The 16349-nt window shown below is 61.3% G+C and carries 14 protein-coding genes; 8 read left to right on the top strand and 6 right to left on the bottom strand.

Annotation, left to right across the window (positions count from 1 at the left end; genetic code table 11):
- The coding region (locus ACVOLO_RS17580) for a GreA/GreB family elongation factor (protein WP_481571613.1) at positions 1 to 486 on the top strand (486 nt) is incomplete at its 5' end.
- Between the two features lie 25 nt (positions 487 to 511).
- Here ACVOLO_RS17580 and ACVOLO_RS17575 read toward each other — a convergent pair.
- Together ACVOLO_RS17575 and rimO are read right to left on the bottom strand one after the other, a co-directional pair.
- Positions 512 to 1357: a DUF3025 domain-containing protein gene (locus tag ACVOLO_RS17575; RefSeq protein ID WP_481571612.1), complete on the bottom strand. Its 846-nt coding sequence runs from the start codon at positions 1355 to 1357 to the stop codon at positions 512 to 514.
- A complete protein-coding gene (gene rimO, locus ACVOLO_RS17570; protein WP_481571611.1) occupies positions 1354 to 2715 on the bottom strand; it encodes a 30S ribosomal protein S12 methylthiotransferase RimO in 1362 nt (453 codons plus the stop codon). Before rimO ends, ACVOLO_RS17575 begins: the two co-directional genes overlap by 4 nt.
- 339 nt (positions 2716 to 3054) lie before the next feature.
- Between rimO and ACVOLO_RS17565 the strand changes: the two genes are divergently transcribed.
- From ACVOLO_RS17565 to ACVOLO_RS17555, 3 genes are read left to right on the top strand one after another with little or no spacing between them, the layout of a single operon-like run.
- A complete protein-coding gene (locus tag ACVOLO_RS17565; RefSeq protein WP_481571610.1) occupies positions 3055 to 3714 on the top strand; it encodes a dienelactone hydrolase family protein in 660 nt (219 codons plus the stop codon).
- A complete protein-coding gene (locus ACVOLO_RS17560; RefSeq protein ID WP_481571609.1) occupies positions 3711 to 4133 on the top strand; it encodes an HIT family protein in 423 nt (140 codons plus the stop codon). The genes ACVOLO_RS17565 and ACVOLO_RS17560 overlap by 4 nt, the downstream gene beginning before the upstream one ends.
- Before the next feature lie 30 nt (positions 4134 to 4163).
- On the top strand, positions 4164 to 4331 hold the full coding sequence (locus tag ACVOLO_RS17555) for a LiaI-LiaF-like domain-containing protein (RefSeq protein ID WP_170183049.1): 168 nt from the start codon (positions 4164 to 4166) through the stop codon (positions 4329 to 4331).
- A gap of 71 nt (positions 4332 to 4402) precedes the next feature.
- Here the strand turns inward: ACVOLO_RS17555 and dcd are convergent, their stop codons facing one another.
- Positions 4403 to 4975: a dCTP deaminase gene (dcd, locus tag ACVOLO_RS17550; RefSeq protein ID WP_431594589.1), complete on the bottom strand. Its 573-nt coding sequence runs from the start codon at positions 4973 to 4975 to the stop codon at positions 4403 to 4405.
- A gap of 227 nt (positions 4976 to 5202) precedes the next feature.
- Positions 5203 to 6048, bottom strand: a complete 846-nt coding sequence (gene apbC / locus ACVOLO_RS17545) for an iron-sulfur cluster carrier protein ApbC (protein WP_481571615.1) — start codon at positions 6046 to 6048, stop codon at positions 5203 to 5205.
- Between the two features lie 286 nt (positions 6049 to 6334).
- Between apbC and ACVOLO_RS17540 the strand changes: the two genes are divergently transcribed.
- The 3 genes from ACVOLO_RS17540 to ACVOLO_RS17530 all read left to right on the top strand — a co-directional run bounded on the left by ACVOLO_RS17540 (position 6335) and on the right by ACVOLO_RS17530 (position 10362).
- On the top strand, positions 6335 to 6493 hold the full coding sequence (locus ACVOLO_RS17540; protein WP_481571608.1) for a hypothetical protein: 159 nt from the start codon (positions 6335 to 6337) through the stop codon (positions 6491 to 6493).
- On the top strand, positions 6490 to 7113 hold the full coding sequence (locus tag ACVOLO_RS17535) for a TonB-dependent receptor domain-containing protein (protein WP_481571607.1): 624 nt from the start codon (positions 6490 to 6492) through the stop codon (positions 7111 to 7113). The genes ACVOLO_RS17540 and ACVOLO_RS17535 overlap by 4 nt, the downstream gene beginning before the upstream one ends.
- A gap of 402 nt (positions 7114 to 7515) precedes the next feature.
- Positions 7516 to 10362: a TonB-dependent receptor plug domain-containing protein gene (locus ACVOLO_RS17530; protein WP_481571606.1), complete on the top strand. Its 2847-nt coding sequence runs from the start codon at positions 7516 to 7518 to the stop codon at positions 10360 to 10362.
- 66 nt (positions 10363 to 10428) lie between these two features.
- Here the strand turns inward: ACVOLO_RS17530 and ACVOLO_RS17525 are convergent, their stop codons facing one another.
- Positions 10429 to 12048 (bottom strand): sulfotransferase family protein, encoded by a 1620-nt coding sequence (locus tag ACVOLO_RS17525; RefSeq protein ID WP_481571605.1) that lies wholly within the window; start codon positions 12046 to 12048, stop codon positions 10429 to 10431.
- 80 nt (positions 12049 to 12128) lie between these two features.
- The gene (locus ACVOLO_RS17520) at positions 12129 to 13724 is read right to left on the bottom strand and encodes a phytoene desaturase family protein (protein WP_481571604.1); all 1596 of its coding nucleotides are present in this window, start codon (positions 13722 to 13724) and stop codon (positions 12129 to 12131) included.
- A gap of 334 nt (positions 13725 to 14058) precedes the next feature.
- On the opposite strand from ACVOLO_RS17520, the gene ACVOLO_RS17515 reads away from it, so the two are divergent.
- Complete coding sequence (locus ACVOLO_RS17515; protein ID WP_481571614.1) at positions 14059 to 16155, top strand: M13 family metallopeptidase; 2097 nt, start codon at positions 14059 to 14061, stop codon at positions 16153 to 16155.
- The last annotated feature ends 194 nt before the right edge of the window (positions 16156 to 16349 follow it).

Genomic DNA, 16349 nt, shown 5'->3' with positions numbered 1-16349 from the left:
CCTGGCGTTACTCCCACGTCGCTATCCCCGCCCCCGGCCACCGCCGGGATCAACCCCGGGGGGGCGGGGGGGGGGCGCCCGGGCCGGCGGTATGGTGTCCGGGGGTGGCCCGCCGCTGCCGCCGAAGGTCATCGCTCGGAAAACGCCGAGTACACCTATCGCAAGAAGCAGTTGGGCGAGATCGACCGCCGCGTGCGCTACCTCAGCAAGCGGCTGGAAGCACTGCGCGTGGTCGACACCACGCCCAGTGACCCGGAAGCCGTGTTCTTTGGTGCGACGGTCGAGCTGGAGAACGTGGTTTCTGGCGAAAGCCACACCTACCGCATCGTCGGCCCCGACGAAACCGATGCACCGAAGGGTTGGATCAGCATCGATTCACCGCTGGCGCGCGCACTGCTGAAAAAGCGTATCGACGATGAGTTCGCCGTCGAACTGCCGAGCGGTGTCACCCGTTTTGTGTTGGTCGACGTCAGCTACCAAGGCTGATCAAAGCGCAGCGACGGCGCAGCCTTCATTCAACCGATTGGCGCAATGGTCGCGGATACTCGCGGCCTTCGCGCAACGGGCGGAAGTAGTCCGCCTGTGCGTAGAAATCCTCGCCTTGCTGCAGATGCCAACCGGGAATTCCGGCCAACGGCAACGGACGCAGTTCGGCAGGTGCAGCAAGCACACTTCCATTGCTGATCGCCTCGGCAACGCGCGCGACACAGCCCGCGTCATCATCACCCTGCACCACCAGGCACTTGCCGACCAGCAAACGCCCCGGCACCAGCATCTGCTCCATCAACGCGTGACCAATGACCCCCGCGATGGTGATATCGCCGCTGCGCCAGTGCGCCGCATTCGCATGAAACAGCGTTGACCAGTCGTGCGCATCCCAGGCGTCCAGCAACGCGATATCACGCACCCGCACGATTACGCCGGTTTCGTCGAACTGGGTCAGTGCCTGCTGCGCGCGGTTGCGTGCATTCGCCCCCATCTGCGCAATATGCCGGCATTGCTGCGCATTCAATGCATGCTTGATGGCCGGATGTCGCGCCCAGACCATGGCGTTGAACAGGTCATGCCAGTTCTGCAGGCGGGTAGCGATGCGCCCCTGCTGGATACGGGTTTCGTAATGCTGGCCGTCTTCCAGCAGCGCCGCGTCCTGCGCGACGAAACAGCGGCCTGGCAGCGGCATGCACGCATTGAGCGTTTCGATATCCGGCCAGTCTGCAGCCGCCATCAACGTGCGCCACGGCGCGAATTCGGCGAACAGTGGATGCTGGAAACAGGCCGCATCCACCTGCTCGCGCGAGGGTGCGATGAAGCGACGCCGGGCAGTGCCAGCGCCGCTTTCAGCGGCTGCTTCGGTCACAGCACCTTGAGGTCGAACGGCTTGGCAGCCGTTTCGATGACGGCGTCGCCAAACAGGTCGTGATCATCGCTTTCGGTGATTTCAACGTTGACGAAATCGCCCACGCGCAGCTTGGCTTCGGCAGCATTCTGGATGTGCACCAGGCCGTCGATTTCCGGCGCATCGGCCTTGGAGCGGGCCACCGCGATGCCGTCCTCGATCACATCGACCAGGCATTGCTGCACGCTGCCGATCTTCGCTTCGAGCTTGGCCGCGGAAATGGCCGTCTGCTTTTCCATGAAGCGGGCCAGACGCTCCTGCTTCACGTCTTCCGGCACCGGATCGGGCAGATTGTTGGCGGTGGCGCCATCCACCGGCGAATAGGCAAATGCACCCACGCGGTCGAGCTGGGCGACATCGAGGAACTCAAGCAACTGCTCGAACTCGGCATCGGTCTCGCCGGGGAAACCAACGATGAAGGTCGAACGCACGGTGATGTCCGGGCTGATCTCACGCCAGCGCAGCACGCGCTCCAGCGTCTTGTCGACCGCACCCGGGCGCTTCATCAACTTCAGAATCCGCGGGCTGGCGTGCTGGAACGGAATGTCCAGGTACGGCAGGATTTTGCCCTCAGCCATCAACGGCACCACGTCATCCACATGCGGATACGGGTAGACGTAATGCAGGCGCGTCCACGCATCCAGCTCGGACAGACCTTCGCACAGCGCCTTCATGCGCGTGGCGTATTCCTTGCCGCGCCAGGTGCCCGGCGCGTACTTGCGGTCCACGCCATAAGCCGAGGTGTCCTGCGACACCACCAGCAGTTCGCGCACGCCGCCCTTCACCAGACGCTCGGCCTCACGCAGCACTTCATCGACCGGGCGCGACACCAGGTCGCCACGCATCGAGGGAATGATGCAGAAGCTGCAACGGTGGTTGCAGCCCTCGGAAATCTTCAGATAGGCGTAGTGGCGCGGGGTCAACTTGATGCCGTAGTCCGGCACCAGATCCACGAACGGATCGTGCTTGGGCGGCAACGCGGCATGCACCGCCTCCATCACCGTGGTGTAGTCCTGCGGGCCGGACACCGACAGCACGTCCGGGTAATGCTCGCGGATCATGTCGCCCTTCTTGCCCAGGCAGCCGGTGACAATGACCTTGCCGTTCTCGTTCATCGCCTCGCCGATGGCATCCAGCGACTCCGCCACGGCCGAGTCGATGAAGCCGCAGGTGTTGACCACCACCACGTCGGCCGAGTCGTAGGACGGCACGATGCTGTAACCCTCCACCCGCAACTGGGTGAGGATGCGCTCGGAATCGACCAACGCCTTCGGGCAGCCAAGGCTGACGAAGCCGACTTTTGGGTTCAGCTGGGACATGTTCACGGAATTCTTGGGGCCGGGGCCGGAATGACCGCAGGGCCGGAAAGCGGGCGATTATACCGGGCCTACGCGACGACGCCCTGCGGCTGGCTTAATAGGCGCGGGGATTGATAATCAATCAAACCGCAGCAATGCCCTGCTTAAGCCCCTCTCCCGCTTGCGGGAGAGGGGTTGGGGTGAGGGGGCGCCGCGGCCACCCCTTCGCCGCAGCGACGACGAACGCGTCGCCACGCGCCCTGAAGGCGAACTATGGAAAGCTCCCCCATCCGCCCTTCGGGCACCTTCCCCCGCACGCGGGAGAAGGGAGCCAACCCAACACACTGGAGTCTCTCAGCCATGCCCACTTGGATCACCCTTCCCACTGCCCTCGGCCCGGTCCGCGCCTGGCAGGCCTTGCCAGAAGGCGCACCGCGCGCCGGCCTGGTCGTCATTCAGGAAATCTTCGGCGCCAATGCGCATATCCGCCATGTCGCCGAACAATACGCCGCCGAGGGTTACGCGGTACTGGCGCCGAATTTCTTCGATCCACTGCAGCCGGGCCTGGAGCTGGACTACGACGCCAATGGCGTCAGCCGTGGCAAGGAGCTGGTCACCGAGCTCGGCGTGGACCGCGCCGTCAGCATCGTGGAAGCCGCCGCCAAGGAACTGGCCCCGTATGGAAAAGTCGGCACGGTCGGCTACTGCTGGGGCGGCACCATTGCTCTGCTGGCTGCGCAACGGCTGGGCCTGCCGTCGGCCAGCTACTACGGCGCACGCAATGTGCCGTTCCTGGACACCCCCTTCAAAGCCCCGGCGATCTTCCACTTTGGCGAGCAGGACGCCTCCATCCCGCCGGCCGCCGTTGCAGCGCACCGTGAAAAGCAACCCACATTGCCGGTATATGTGTACCCGGCCGACCACGCCTTCAACCGTGAGGTCGGCATGCACTACCACGCCCCCAGCGCCGACCTGGCGCGCGAACGCACCTTGGCCTTCTTCAGCGAGAACCTGCGATGACCGAAGCTGTGACGTCCGAATTCGAACTCGACACCCGCCTTGCCGCCGACAGCGTATTGATTGCCGACGGGCCGCTCTCCCAGATCCGCCTGATGAACGACGACCGTTTTCCGTGGGTCGTGCTGGTGCCGCGCGTGCCCAACGCCAGCGAGTGGATCGACCTGGATGGCGGCCAGCAACGGCTGCTGCTGGCCGAGATCAACCAGATCTCCCAGCACCTTAAGCAGAAGCCCAACGTGACCAAGATCAACATCGGCGCACTGGGCAACATCGTGCGCCAACTGCACATCCACCTGATCGGCCGCAACGAGAACGACCCAGCCTGGCCCGGCCCGGTCTGGGGCAGCGGCAAGGCGCAGCGCTTTGATCCGGAGGTGCTGGCGCAGCGTGTCGAAATCTGGCGCCAGCGGCTACGATAAGCGCCTTCCCACCAACGGACATTCCTGCCGATGCGCTCCAATTTGATCGCCGCCCTGATCCTGATCATCGTCGGCCTGTTCTTCCTGGCCAAGAACCTGGGCTGGATCAACGGCAACATCGGCACGATGCTGGCCACCTGGTGGCCGGCCATTCTGGTGGCCGTCGGTATCGGCATGCTGTTCGGGCGCGGCAAATAAACGCCGCCAACCGGAAACAAAAAGGGCGCGGAATTCCGCGCCCTTCCTTTATCTGCAGCCGCCTGAACTGATCAGGTGCGCGGCAAAGTCACGCCGGTCTGGCCCTGGTACTTGCCACCGCGGTCCTTGTACGAGGTCTCGCAGATGTCGTCCGGGTCGGCCTGGAAGAACAGCATCTGCGCTACGCCTTCATTGGCGTAGATACGCGCCGGCAGCGGCGTGGTGTTGGAGAACTCCAGCGTCACGTGGCCTTCCCATTCCGGCTCCAGCGGCGTGACGTTGACGATGATGCCGCAGCGCGCATAGGTGCTCTTGCCCAGGCACACCACCAGCGTGTCACGCGGAATGCGGAAGTACTCCACGGTGCGCGCCAGCGCGAACGAATTCGGCGGAATGATGCACTCGTCGGCAACGATGTCCACAAAGCTCTTCGGGTCGAAGTGCTTGGGGTCGACGATGGTGGAGTTGATGTTGGTGAACACCTTGAACTCACGCGAGCAACGCACGTCGTAGCCGTAGCTGGAGGTGCCGTAGCTGACGATCCGCTGGCCATCCACCTGCTTCACCTGGCCGGCTTCGTACGGCTCGATCATGCCGTGCTGCTCGGACATGCGGCGGATCCAACGGTCGCTCTTGATGCTCATTCAATGGTCCTGATTACGTGGTGCCGCAGCATGGCTGCGGCGGTCGGGGTGGCCGATTCTAGCGTAGACCCGGTGCCCACCCGTACCCCGAAAGCGGCCAGGCACCCTTCCGTACGGCGCCAGCCCAATGTGCCCATCGGGGCCCAGCCAGGCCGGACACCTTATATATAGGTACGAAAAGCCCCGGTGTCGCCGGGGCTTTCCATTACTACGCAAAGACCTGTGCCTCAGATCAACGAGGAAATGATGGGAATGCTGGCACGCGGCCGCTTGCCCAGCTCCTCCGCCATCCGCTGCGCCGCGGCCAGATAGGCCTTGGCCGCCGCCGAATCCGGTGCCGAGGCCACAATCGGCGTACCCGCATCGCCCTGCTCGCGGATGCCAATGTCCAATGGCAACAAGCCCAGCAGCGGCACCCCGTACTGTTCGGCCATGCGCTGACCGCCACCTTCGCCAAACAGATGCTCGACGTGGCCGCAACTGGAACAGGTATGCACCGCCATGTTCTCGACGATGCCGAGCACCGGAACCTCGACCTTCTCGAACATTTTCAATGCCTTGCGTGCGTCCAGCGTGGCAATGTCCTGCGGCGTGGTGACGATCACCGCACCGGCCACCGGGATCTTCTGCGACAGCGTCAGCTGGATGTCGCCGGTACCCGGCGGCAGGTCGATCAGCAGGAAATCCAGGTCATCCCACAGCGTGTCGTTGAACAGCTGCGTCAGCGCAGAGGTCGCCATCGGCCCGCGCCAGATCATCGGCGAGTCCGGCTCAATCAGGAAACCGATGGACATGGCCTCCACCCCGAACGCCCGCAGCGGCTCGATGGACTTGTTGTCCGGGCTTTCCGGGCGGCCACTCAGGCCCAGCATGGCCGGCACGCTGGGCCCATAGATATCGGCATCCAGCAACCCGACCCGGGCACCAAGCTTGTGCAGGGCCAAGGCAAGGTTCACCGCCGTAGTGGACTTGCCCACCCCGCCCTTGCCTGACCCAACCGCAATGACATTGCGGATACGTGAATGGGGGGAAAGGCCCTTTTGGACCTTGTGCGATGTCACCGCGCTGATCAACCCGCTCACTGCAACCTCAAAATTCAACAGAGCCGCGAACTATAGCTGTAGTGGGACAAGCAGACCGAGTAACACCCCGCGCCCAGGGCGAAGATGCCAGCGTTGGAATATGGAATTTCTTATTGAAATTCATATGGTTATCAGACTTTCCCGACATTGACAGGGAATATTAACCATGTGTTAATCCGCCGCCATCGGCAAGTGAAACTTTTCGAGAGGTATGAAGCGCCGGCGTTGTTGCTGCCGAATCAAGGCCCGCAAAAATTCCAACAAGGAGCAACATCATATGGAACGTAGTCAGTCATTCAAACGCAGCCCCCTGAGCCTCGCGCTGACCTCAGCGCTGATTCTTACCGCCGTTGCGCAAGAAGCATCCACCAGCAACGGCGAGCAGCACGACTCAGACAAGAAGGCCACCGAACTTGACCGTGTAACCGTCATGTGATAACCAGACTCAACCCCGACGCCATCATCGTTGGCTGCTTTGATGACGACAACTTCAATCCCAGTGATGTCCCCAATGCCAACCGTTTCTGCAGCTTGGTTACCCGCGATCCGCTAACCGGCGTCGCTACCGATATCAAGACCCAATACGGCAATGGTCCGGTCCTGATGTTTCGAGGCTGGACTGCTGAAGTTGATTACCGTTTGAATCTGAACCGTTTTGGCAAGCTGGACCTGAGCTTCTACGGTTACATGCCGAAGAATCGTGGCCAAGCCACCAGTCAGGACGTTCCGTTCGTGGAGAGAGTCGGCACCTTCGAAGAACCCAGGCGCAAGCTCCGTTGGACGGCGCAACATCAAATCGGCAACTGGAACGCAGGTTTCGCGGTGAACTACACCAGTAGCGCCCGCTTCAGCCTGGTCGCCACGCAGGAAAGTCGCCAGCACTTCATGCGTGACAGCTGGACGACCTGGGATACAAACGTAAGCTACCGCTTCGACGACAAGATGCGCCTGAACCAGTCGGTCATCAATCTGACTGACGACATAGGCCCGTTCCCATACGTGCTGGATTCCTTGGGCCGCCGATATATGGCCTCCCTACATTACAGGTTCCAGTAAGCGCAGCCGCTATTGCGCCAAGCGAAAGCCCGACTCGCTCCGGGCTTTCGTTGTCAAAGAAGCGAGGCGAGCCACCCGTAACCTTGGCCGCCCGCTCCTCTCATTGCCGCGCTCATGCCTCCCTGAGCGGGCCCCATTTCACACCGCCGCCCTGCAATTCGAGAGTTAATTAACTTAAATACGAAGATTCAGCAGAATTTTGATCAACGGCACCAGCCTGATGCCATTTACCAGATATTTCTTATTATTTTTTGTCAAATATTGGTGCACTCCCGCAAAGTATTCGTTAAAGTCAGGTTACGTTCACCAAATAAGGGGCGGCGACTGGCCACCTGAGCAGATCAGCTGGACCCAACACAGGCTGAACTACCAACTTCACGGATCAAGTAGGGGATACGACAAGTGCAAGCCCGCAAAGGTAACTCCGTCAAGCGCAGCGCGCTGACCAGCGCATTGCTGACCGCCATGCTCATTCCGGCCACCACGATGGCTCAGGACCAGTCCGAATCCGCCAAGACCCTCGACAAGGTCACAGTGACGGGCTCGCTCATTCCAAAGACCGAGGTCGAGACCGTAACTCCGGTCATCACGATCACCGCCGAAGACATCCACTCCCGCGGCTTCACCAGCGTAGCCGACGCCCTCCGCGCCAATAGCTTCTCCAGCGGTGGTGTGCAGGGCGGAGAAACCTCCGCTTCCTTCACACAGGGTGCCGAGGCGGTCAGCATGTTCGGCTTGGACCCGGGCTACACCAAGTACCTGATCAACGGCCGCCCGATGTCCAACTATCCGGCGCTGTACAACGGCAGCGATGTCTTCAACAGCATCAGCGGCATTCCGATCGACGCTGTCGAGCGCATTGAAATCCTGCCCGGCGGTTCGTCCTCACTGTATGGCTCTGATGCACTTGCCGGCGTGGTCAACTTCGTACTGAAGAAGAATTACGACGGCACCACATTGCGCGTACGCGGCGGTACCTATACCGAAGGTGGTGGCTCGAGCATCCGTGCCAGTTTGTCCAATGGCCTGCGCGCTTTTGACGACCGTCTCAGCGTTGTAACCTCGCTGCAGTACGAGAACCGCGATCCAGTATGGGGCTACCAACGCGACCTGACCAAGACCGTGAACCTGCACGGTTACACCGCACCAATCGCAACTCGTGACTACCTGATCAACGGCTATCAGGACATCGGCAACCAGGGACTCGGCAAGTACGGCTACTTCCTGCCCGACGGCATCGACTGCTCGAACACAACTACCCAGTTCGGCGGCACCGAAGGCTTCCAGACCCGTCCTGGCAGCGGTCAGTACTGCGGCTCTCTGTATTCACCCGGCTACAAGACCATTCGCAATGGCAAGGAAAGCGCACAGCTGTATAGCCGCGCCACCTTCGACGTCAGCGACAACTTCCAGCTCTATGGCGAAGTGCTATACAGCCGCGAAGCTGCTGAGTACACCGCCGGCAGCTCCTACACTTGGTGGGGAACGCAAACCAAGTACGGCTATTACTACGATCCGGATTACGACTCGCTACTGAACCTGCAGCGCGCGTTTTCTCCTGAAGATATCGGCGGCGCTGGCTACAACCATCTCCTCGACAAGGACACCACCAAGAGCTACACCTTTACCTTGGGCGGCAGCGGCAGCTTCGGGGAGTCCTGGGACTACGACGTCAGCTTTACCCGTAATGAAAGCAAGCTGAGCTCCCGCAAATGGGTCCGTCACGCGGACAAGATCAACGATTTCTTCGAAGAAACCATCCTTGGCGAACAGTTGGGCCTCGACCCTTACTTCGACACTTATCCGGTTTTCCGCCCAAACTACGGCGCGTTCTACTCCACCCAGCTGACTCCGGAGCAGTTTGCCAGCTTCACCGGCTTTGGCACCGCCAATGCCAAGACCTGGGATAACCTGGGTCGTGCTCAGTTGACCAATGGCGACCTGTTCGCCCTGCCGGCGGGTCCCGCAGGCTTGGCTGTGGCCGTGGAAGCGGGCAACGAAGGCTGGAACTACACCCCGATGCCCGGTGTCATGGATGGCGAAATATGGGGCCTGACCGACGTTGGTGGCGCGGGCCACCGCGTGCGCTATGCAGCTATGTCCGAACTCCGCCTGCCAGTGGCAAGCATGCTGACGGCCACGCTATCGGGCCGCTACGATGCTTTCAAGGCCTATGGAGACACCGTCGACAAGCCGACTTGGGCTGCGGGTGTCGAGTTCCGCCCGATCGAGAGCCTACTGATCCGCGGCAAGTACGGCACCGCGTTCAAGGCGCCAACCCTGTCCGACCAGTTCCAGGGCCTGAGCGGCTACTACACATTTGACACCGACTACTACCGCTGCGGCCAGGACGGCTATACGCCCGGCGACGTTGACGGTTGTGACTACGAGTCCGAGCAGTACTTCGGCACCCAGTCGGGCAACACCGACCTGGAACCGATCAACGCCAAGACCTGGAACCTCGGTTTTGTCTGGGCCCCCATCCCGAACCTGTCCTTCAGCGCCGACTACCTGTTCTGGGACATCGAGGACGAAGTCAAGCAGCTCTCCGCAGATCAGATCCTGCAGCAGGAATACTACTGCCGCCGCAATGAACCGGGCTCGGGCATTACTTCTTGCGAAAACGTTTATGCATGGGTGAAGCGCAACACCAGCAACGAGGCATTGCTCTCGGTCTATACACCGAAGGTCAATGTCGCAAAGCAAAAGCTGGAGTTGATCACCGCATCGGCAAATTATCTGTGGGACATTGGCAACTGGGGCGCTCTCAACTTCTCGGCCAACTACACGTCCAAGCGCAAACATGAGCTGCAGACCGATCCGTCTCAGCCGTTCATTGATCTGATAAATGGGCCGAACGCGAACTGGGTCTATGATGCCGGTCCAAAGTGGAAGGCAGATGGCGCCATCGGTTGGGCCATTGGCAAGTGGACCTCCACGTTGTATGCCAACATGCTCGGCTCGACCCCGAACTACCTGGCCTACATCAATGATGACTTCGGCTATGTACACTCCTCAGGCGCTCGTGCCGGAAAGTGGGGGACGTATACTACTTTCAACCTTGGCATCGACTACGCAGCAATGGACAATCTGAAGCTCTCGCTGCAGATCAACAATGTTGGCAACAAGATGCCGGAGAGCCAAGCCCACAACTATCCGGGCACATCCACCACGCCGTACAACAGCGGGCTCTATAGCGCGCTGGGCCGTTCGGTCTTTGCCGAAGTTCGTTACGACTTCGCCAAGTAAGCTGCACGGCAAATAAAGAAGAGGCCCCTGTTCACTCAGGGGCCTTTTTTGCATTTCCAGAGTCTGTCAATCAGACGGCGACGCCAGAACGGAAATTCCACTTTCACCAAGCAATGCACGTAGTGGCTCCATCGCAGCCCCATAACGCCTCCAACGCTGCAGGAAACGGGGATGCAACTGCTCACGGACCTGCACCGCACTCGCGGTCGCCGATGGTGTCGTGTTCTCATGAAAACGCAGACAGGCCTCATCCCAAGGCAATCGGCAATACTCAATCAGCCCGCGCGTGACTTCTTCCTGGTTAGTGACCAGATCCTCGTAACGTACCTGAAGAATCCGACCTGGAAAAACACTCAGCCAGTGCTGCATCAGCTTTTCGAATTGGATGTAGTAGCGCCCTACGTCCAGCAAGTCGTACGAATAGTCGTAGAGCGATGACTCCATGGCGAACAGCTGACGGAAATTACCAAGACATGCATCCATTGCCTCCCGTCGCAAAAGGATGATTTTGGCCTTTGGCAGAGCGTTCGCAATATGCCCCACATACAGGAAGTTGTGAGGAAGTTTGTCCACAAAATGCGGTGTATGCCCCGTCCCTGGCCGAGTGGAGTGCACATACATTTCGCCAATCGCAGCCCAATCCATAGCCACGCTTCGTGCCGCAACATCCTTGTCCAGCAATGCTCGCCCCGTAGCGCCGCTGAGACGACGAACCGCCGTCGGGAAGTTCATCAGCTCACCTGCTGAGTGAACCAATGGATGGCTTGAGAGGATCCTCTCCACGAGTGTGGTACCAGTGCGCGGCATGCCAAGTACAAACAATGGCTCACTGCTTTCGAAACCGGAAGCGCCGCCTTTCATACCGTCAAACTGCGCCGCAAGCGCTGCAAACAACTCTGCGTCCTCCTGCGGGTCATATCTCCGACTCTTCGCAACCCTTTGTTTGCCTGCAGCAAGGTGAGCAAATGAAGTTGGATGATCCCCGATATCTTCCAATTCTTTGGCCAACGCCAAATTCAGGTAAAGATCCGCCTCTGGCTCCCTCCCGTGCTGATGGAGGAGTGCATGCAGACGTGGCAAATGATTCCTATCATTGCTCTGCTTTTTCAGTTGCGAAAGCGACAGGTGGGCTCTCCACTGTTTGGGATCGAGCTCGATACATACCTCGTACTCCCGCTCCGCGGCCTCCAGATCACCTGCAAACACCAGCGAAGTTGCCAGGTTGTAGCGATACCCCGCGCGCTTCGGCAACAACTGAACAGCCTGAGCAAAAGCCCTGGCCGCCAGCACATGTTCATTGCAGCGCGTCAGCACCACACCTAATGTATCCGAGGTCAAAGCGTCCGCACCGGCAATATCCAGCGCCCGTACCGCTGCCTCCGTGGCTTCCTTCAGCCCCCCTGAAGTTGCATAAGCTCGCGCCAGCTGAGCAAGATAGTCCGGACGCTCAGGATTGAGCCGAACCGCCGCCCTCAAATGCTCCACGGCAGCACGGATATCGTTCAATCCGAGAGCTGCCACGCCTGCCACGAACTGGACTCCAGCATGCTCAGGCACCGAGGGCAATAACTGCCCTATCAGGCTTGCCGCTTCCCTCCATTGCGCCCGATTCAGGGCATGGACTGCTTGTGCATAAAGCAATCGCACTTTTTCTCCTGAGCCGTCAGACGGCAGGATTTGGGACATTCCACGCACTCCAGCCTTGTACCAGGGCATTTCAGCATACCGCGACACTTATTGGCTCTGTCACGCCCCCCTTCCGCCTCTCAGCTCAACAAAGCCATCGCCGCATTGAACCCCGGTGCGCCAGTAACCCCTCCGCCCGGATGCGTACCCGATCCACATAGAAACAGCCCCGGAATCGCGCCGCGGTAGTTGGCCTGCCCGACCATCGGCCGGGCGCTGAACAGTTGGTTGAGGCTCAGTGCGCCGTGGAAGATGTCGCCGCCGATCAGGCCGAAGGTGCGCTCCAGGTCGAGCGGGCTCATGATCTGGCGACCGAGTACGGAATCCGCGAAGCCCGGCGCGTGTTTGTCGACGGTGTTGATCATCAGGTCAGCGACTTCTTCGCGGTGATCGTCCCAGCTGCGGCCGTCGGGTAATTGCGGGGCGACGTGCTGGCAGAACAGGCTGGCGACGTGTTGTCCCGGTGGTGTGAGTGAGTCATCCAGCGTGCTGGGAATCAGCATCTCCACGATGGGCTCGCGCGACCAGCCATGCTGACGTGCGTCGAGGTAGGCGCGCTCCATGTAATCCAGGCCCGGCGCGATGATGATGCCGGCGGTGAGGTGGTCGCCCTGCCCCGGCAGCACGCTGAAATCCGGCAACCGTGACAGCGCGACATTCATGCGGAACGTGCCTGAGCCGCAGCGCCAGTTGCGCATGCGTTCGCGCGTTACTGGCGGTACATCGGCCGGATCCAACAGGCGCTCGTACAGCAGTTTCGGATTGACGTTGGCAACGATGGCCTTGCCACGCAGCACTTCGCCCGTCGCCAGCGTCACGCCCGTCGCCACGCCGTCTTCAACCAACACCTTCGCCACGCCGGCATCAGTGCGAATCTCCACACCCGCTTCCGTCGCCGCGCGCGCCATCGCCTGGGTGATCGCGCCCATGCCGCCGATGGCGTGGCCCCAGGCGCCTTTGATGCCATTGCTTTCGCCGAACACGTGATGCAACAACACGTACGCGGTGCCGGCCGCATAGGGACTGGCGTAGTTGCCGACAATCCCGTCGAAACCGAACAGCGCTTTGATCGGTGCGCTCTCGAACCAACGGTCCAGATATTCGGCGGCGGAGATGGTGAACAGGTCCAGCAATTCCTGCTTCAAACCCGCGTCCAGCTGCTGCAGTTGCAGGCCCAGTTTTCCGGCCTTCCATAGTTCCGGCAGCGCGCGCAGCCAGTTGCCGTCCGTGACATTTGGTGGCGCTTGCAATGCGAGCGCGCGAAGTACGTCGGCAAAGACTTCCAGCCGGCGCTCGTATTCGGGCAGACGTTCGGCATCGCGCTGCGAGAATTTGGCAACTTCAGCCTGTGTGCGGCCCCCTCCGGCCAACAGATACTCCCCGCCGGGCAGCGGCAGGAAGTTGTTGACCCGGCGCGCCACCACCCGCAGGCCGTGCCGCTCCAACTCCAGGTCGGCAATCACTTTGGGCTGCAGCAGCGACACCGTATAAGAGGCCACCGAGTTGCGGAAGCCGGGGTGGAACTCCTCGGTCACCGCCGCACCACCGACTACCCCACGCCGCTCCAGCACCAGCACGCGCTTGCCGGCTTTGGCGAGGTACGCCGCGCAAACCAGGCCGTTATGGCCGCCGCCGATGAGGATCGCATCCCACTGCTTGGCTGATGTCCGGGTCATTGGCCCTGTATAGCACTGCCGGGAAATCGGCGCCCATCGGAATGCCCTCAAATTCCGGGACGGGGGCTCGGTGCCGTCTGGAAACCGCTGCGTTGAAGCTACCCCTCCCCCGCCCTCCCCTTGCCTTTGGCAAAGGGAGGGGGGCGGCCCCGCTTGGCCTGTGAGAGCGCAGCCGTTCACGTCTGCAGGCTGCTCATGTGACTGCGTGTCCTTCCATCGCAGGGCATTACCTTCGACACCCCATGGTGATCGGTTTCAGGCGTATCTTCTGCGATCGGCCCTGGTTACGGGGCCATACCTGTGCTCTGCAATCGGCCTGGAGGCCATTCCCGTGATCGCTAGTAACCCCAAGATCCTCCTGCTGACCCTGGCCGTTTCGGCCGCGCTGGTTGGCTGCAAGAAAGAAGAAACCCCGGCCGCTACAGGCGCCGCTCCGGCAGCGGCTGCCGCTACCGAACTGAAGCTGGACGAATCCAAGCTGCCTGCCTACAACGCCTTCACCGCAGCCGACCTGGACGCCAGCAAGGACGCCTGCACCGATTTCGGCGGCTACGTGAATGACAAGTGGCTCAATGCCAACGAGATTCCGGCCGACCGCACCAGCTGGGGCGCCTTCACCATCCTGGACGAGCGCTCGGTCGCCGTGCAGCACCAGTTGGCCGAACAGGCCGCCGCGATGAAGAACGCCACCGGCATCGAGAAGATCGTCGGTGACTTCTGGGCCGCCGGCATGGACGAAGCCAAGATCAATGCGCTGGGCATCACCCCGCTGAAGGCCGACCTGGAAGCGATCGACGGGCTGCAGGACACCGCCGCCATCGCCAACTTCCTGCGCACCAGCGCCGCCAAGGGCGAGGGCTTCCTGTTTGGCTTCGGCCCGGAAGCGGACTTCAAGAATTCGTCCATGAACATGGCCTACGCCAGCCAGGGCGGCCTGGGCCTGCCGGACACCACGTACTACACCGACGCCAGCAAGGCCGACAAGCTCAACGCCTACAAGGCACACGTCGCCAAGGTGCTGGAGCTGTCGGGCGTTGCTGCGGTCGACGCCGCCAAGCAGGCCGAGGACGTGATCAAGTTTGAAACCCGTCTGGCCAAGGCGTCCAAGTCCAGCGTTGAGCTGTCGCGCGATGTGTCGCTGTACTACAACCCGGTCAGCGTGGCCGATGCCGACAAGCTGACCCCGAACTTCAGCTGGACCGAGTTCTTCAAGGCCCAGGGCATCGCCGCACCGGCAACGTTCTCGCTGGCCATCCCCGGCTTCCATGAAGAAGTGAGCAAGATGCTGGGCGACACCGACCCAGCCGCCTGGCGCGCCTACCTGCGCTTCCACACCGTGGACGGCGCCTCGCCGTACCTGAGCAATGACTTCGTGCAGGAGAACTACGCGTTCTACGGCCGCGAGCTCAATGGCCAGAAGGAAATCAAGCCGCGCTGGAAGCAGGTGCTGGGCACGGTTGAAAACAATGCCGGCGAGGCCTTCGGCCAGATGTACGTCAAGGTCGCTTTCTCGCCGGAAGCCAAGGCCAAGATGGAAGAGCTGGTCAAGAACCTGGCCGCCGCGCTGAAGGACCGCATCCAGGGCCTGGCGTGGATGAGCGACGAGACCAAGGCCAAGGCCATCGCCAAGTGGGAAACCTTCACCCCGAAGATCGGTTACCCGGACAAGTGGCGCGACTGGAGCGGCCTGCAGACCACCCACGATGACTACCTGGGCAACGTGCGCGCTGCCAACGCCTTCAACTACAAGTTCGCACTGTCCAAGATCGGCCAGCCGGTGGACAAGACCGAGTGGGGCATGACCCCGCAGATGGTCAACGCCTACTACAACCCGCTGCAGAACGAGATCGTGTTCCCAGCCGCCATCCTGCAGCCGCCGTTCTTTGATCTGAACGCCGACGACGCCCTGAACTACGGCGGCATCGGTGCGGTGATCGGCCATGAGATGACCCACGGTTACGACGACCAGGGCAGCCGTTTCGGGCCGACCGGCAACTTCGAGAACTGGTGGACCGAAGCCGATGCCAAGGGCTTCTCGGGCCTGACCGGCAAGCTGGTCAACCAGTTCAACGAGTACAAGGTGGGCGACCAGCAGGTCAACGGTTCGCTGACCCTGGGCGAGAACATCGCCGATCTCGGCGGCCTGGCCACTGCCTACGACGCCCTGCAGAAGGCGTCGGCCGGCAAGGAAGACCCGAAGGTCGAAGGCTTCACCCGCGACCAGCGCTTCTTCTTCAACTGGGCCACCGTGTGGCGCACCAAGTACACCCCGGAAAACGCCAAGGTCCGCCTGGCCACCGACCCGCACGCCCCGGCGCAGTTCCGTGCCATGGGCGCGCCGTCGAACCTGCCGACCTTCGCCGCCGCGTTCCAGTGCAAGGCCGGCTCGCCGATGGTCCGTGCTGGCGACAAGCAGGTGGTCATCTGGTAATTGCCGCGTTGCGGTGATGCTGTACAGGAAGGCCCGGCATTGCCGGGCCTTCTTCTTTTGGCGGTCGCGTCAGCAGCCACGTCCTGTAGGAGTCAACTGTCTTGCACAGTCTCCATAGAGCCGACCCGCCAAGGCGCGTTGTCACGCTTCATCGCGTTGAGCCGGGTCAGGTATTTGCGCATGCAGGCGGTAAC

This window comes from Stenotrophomonas sp. STEN056, from assembly GCF_056759635.1.
The sequence above is the reverse complement of the archived record's forward strand: the minus strand, read 5'-3'. Positions and strand labels throughout refer to the sequence as shown.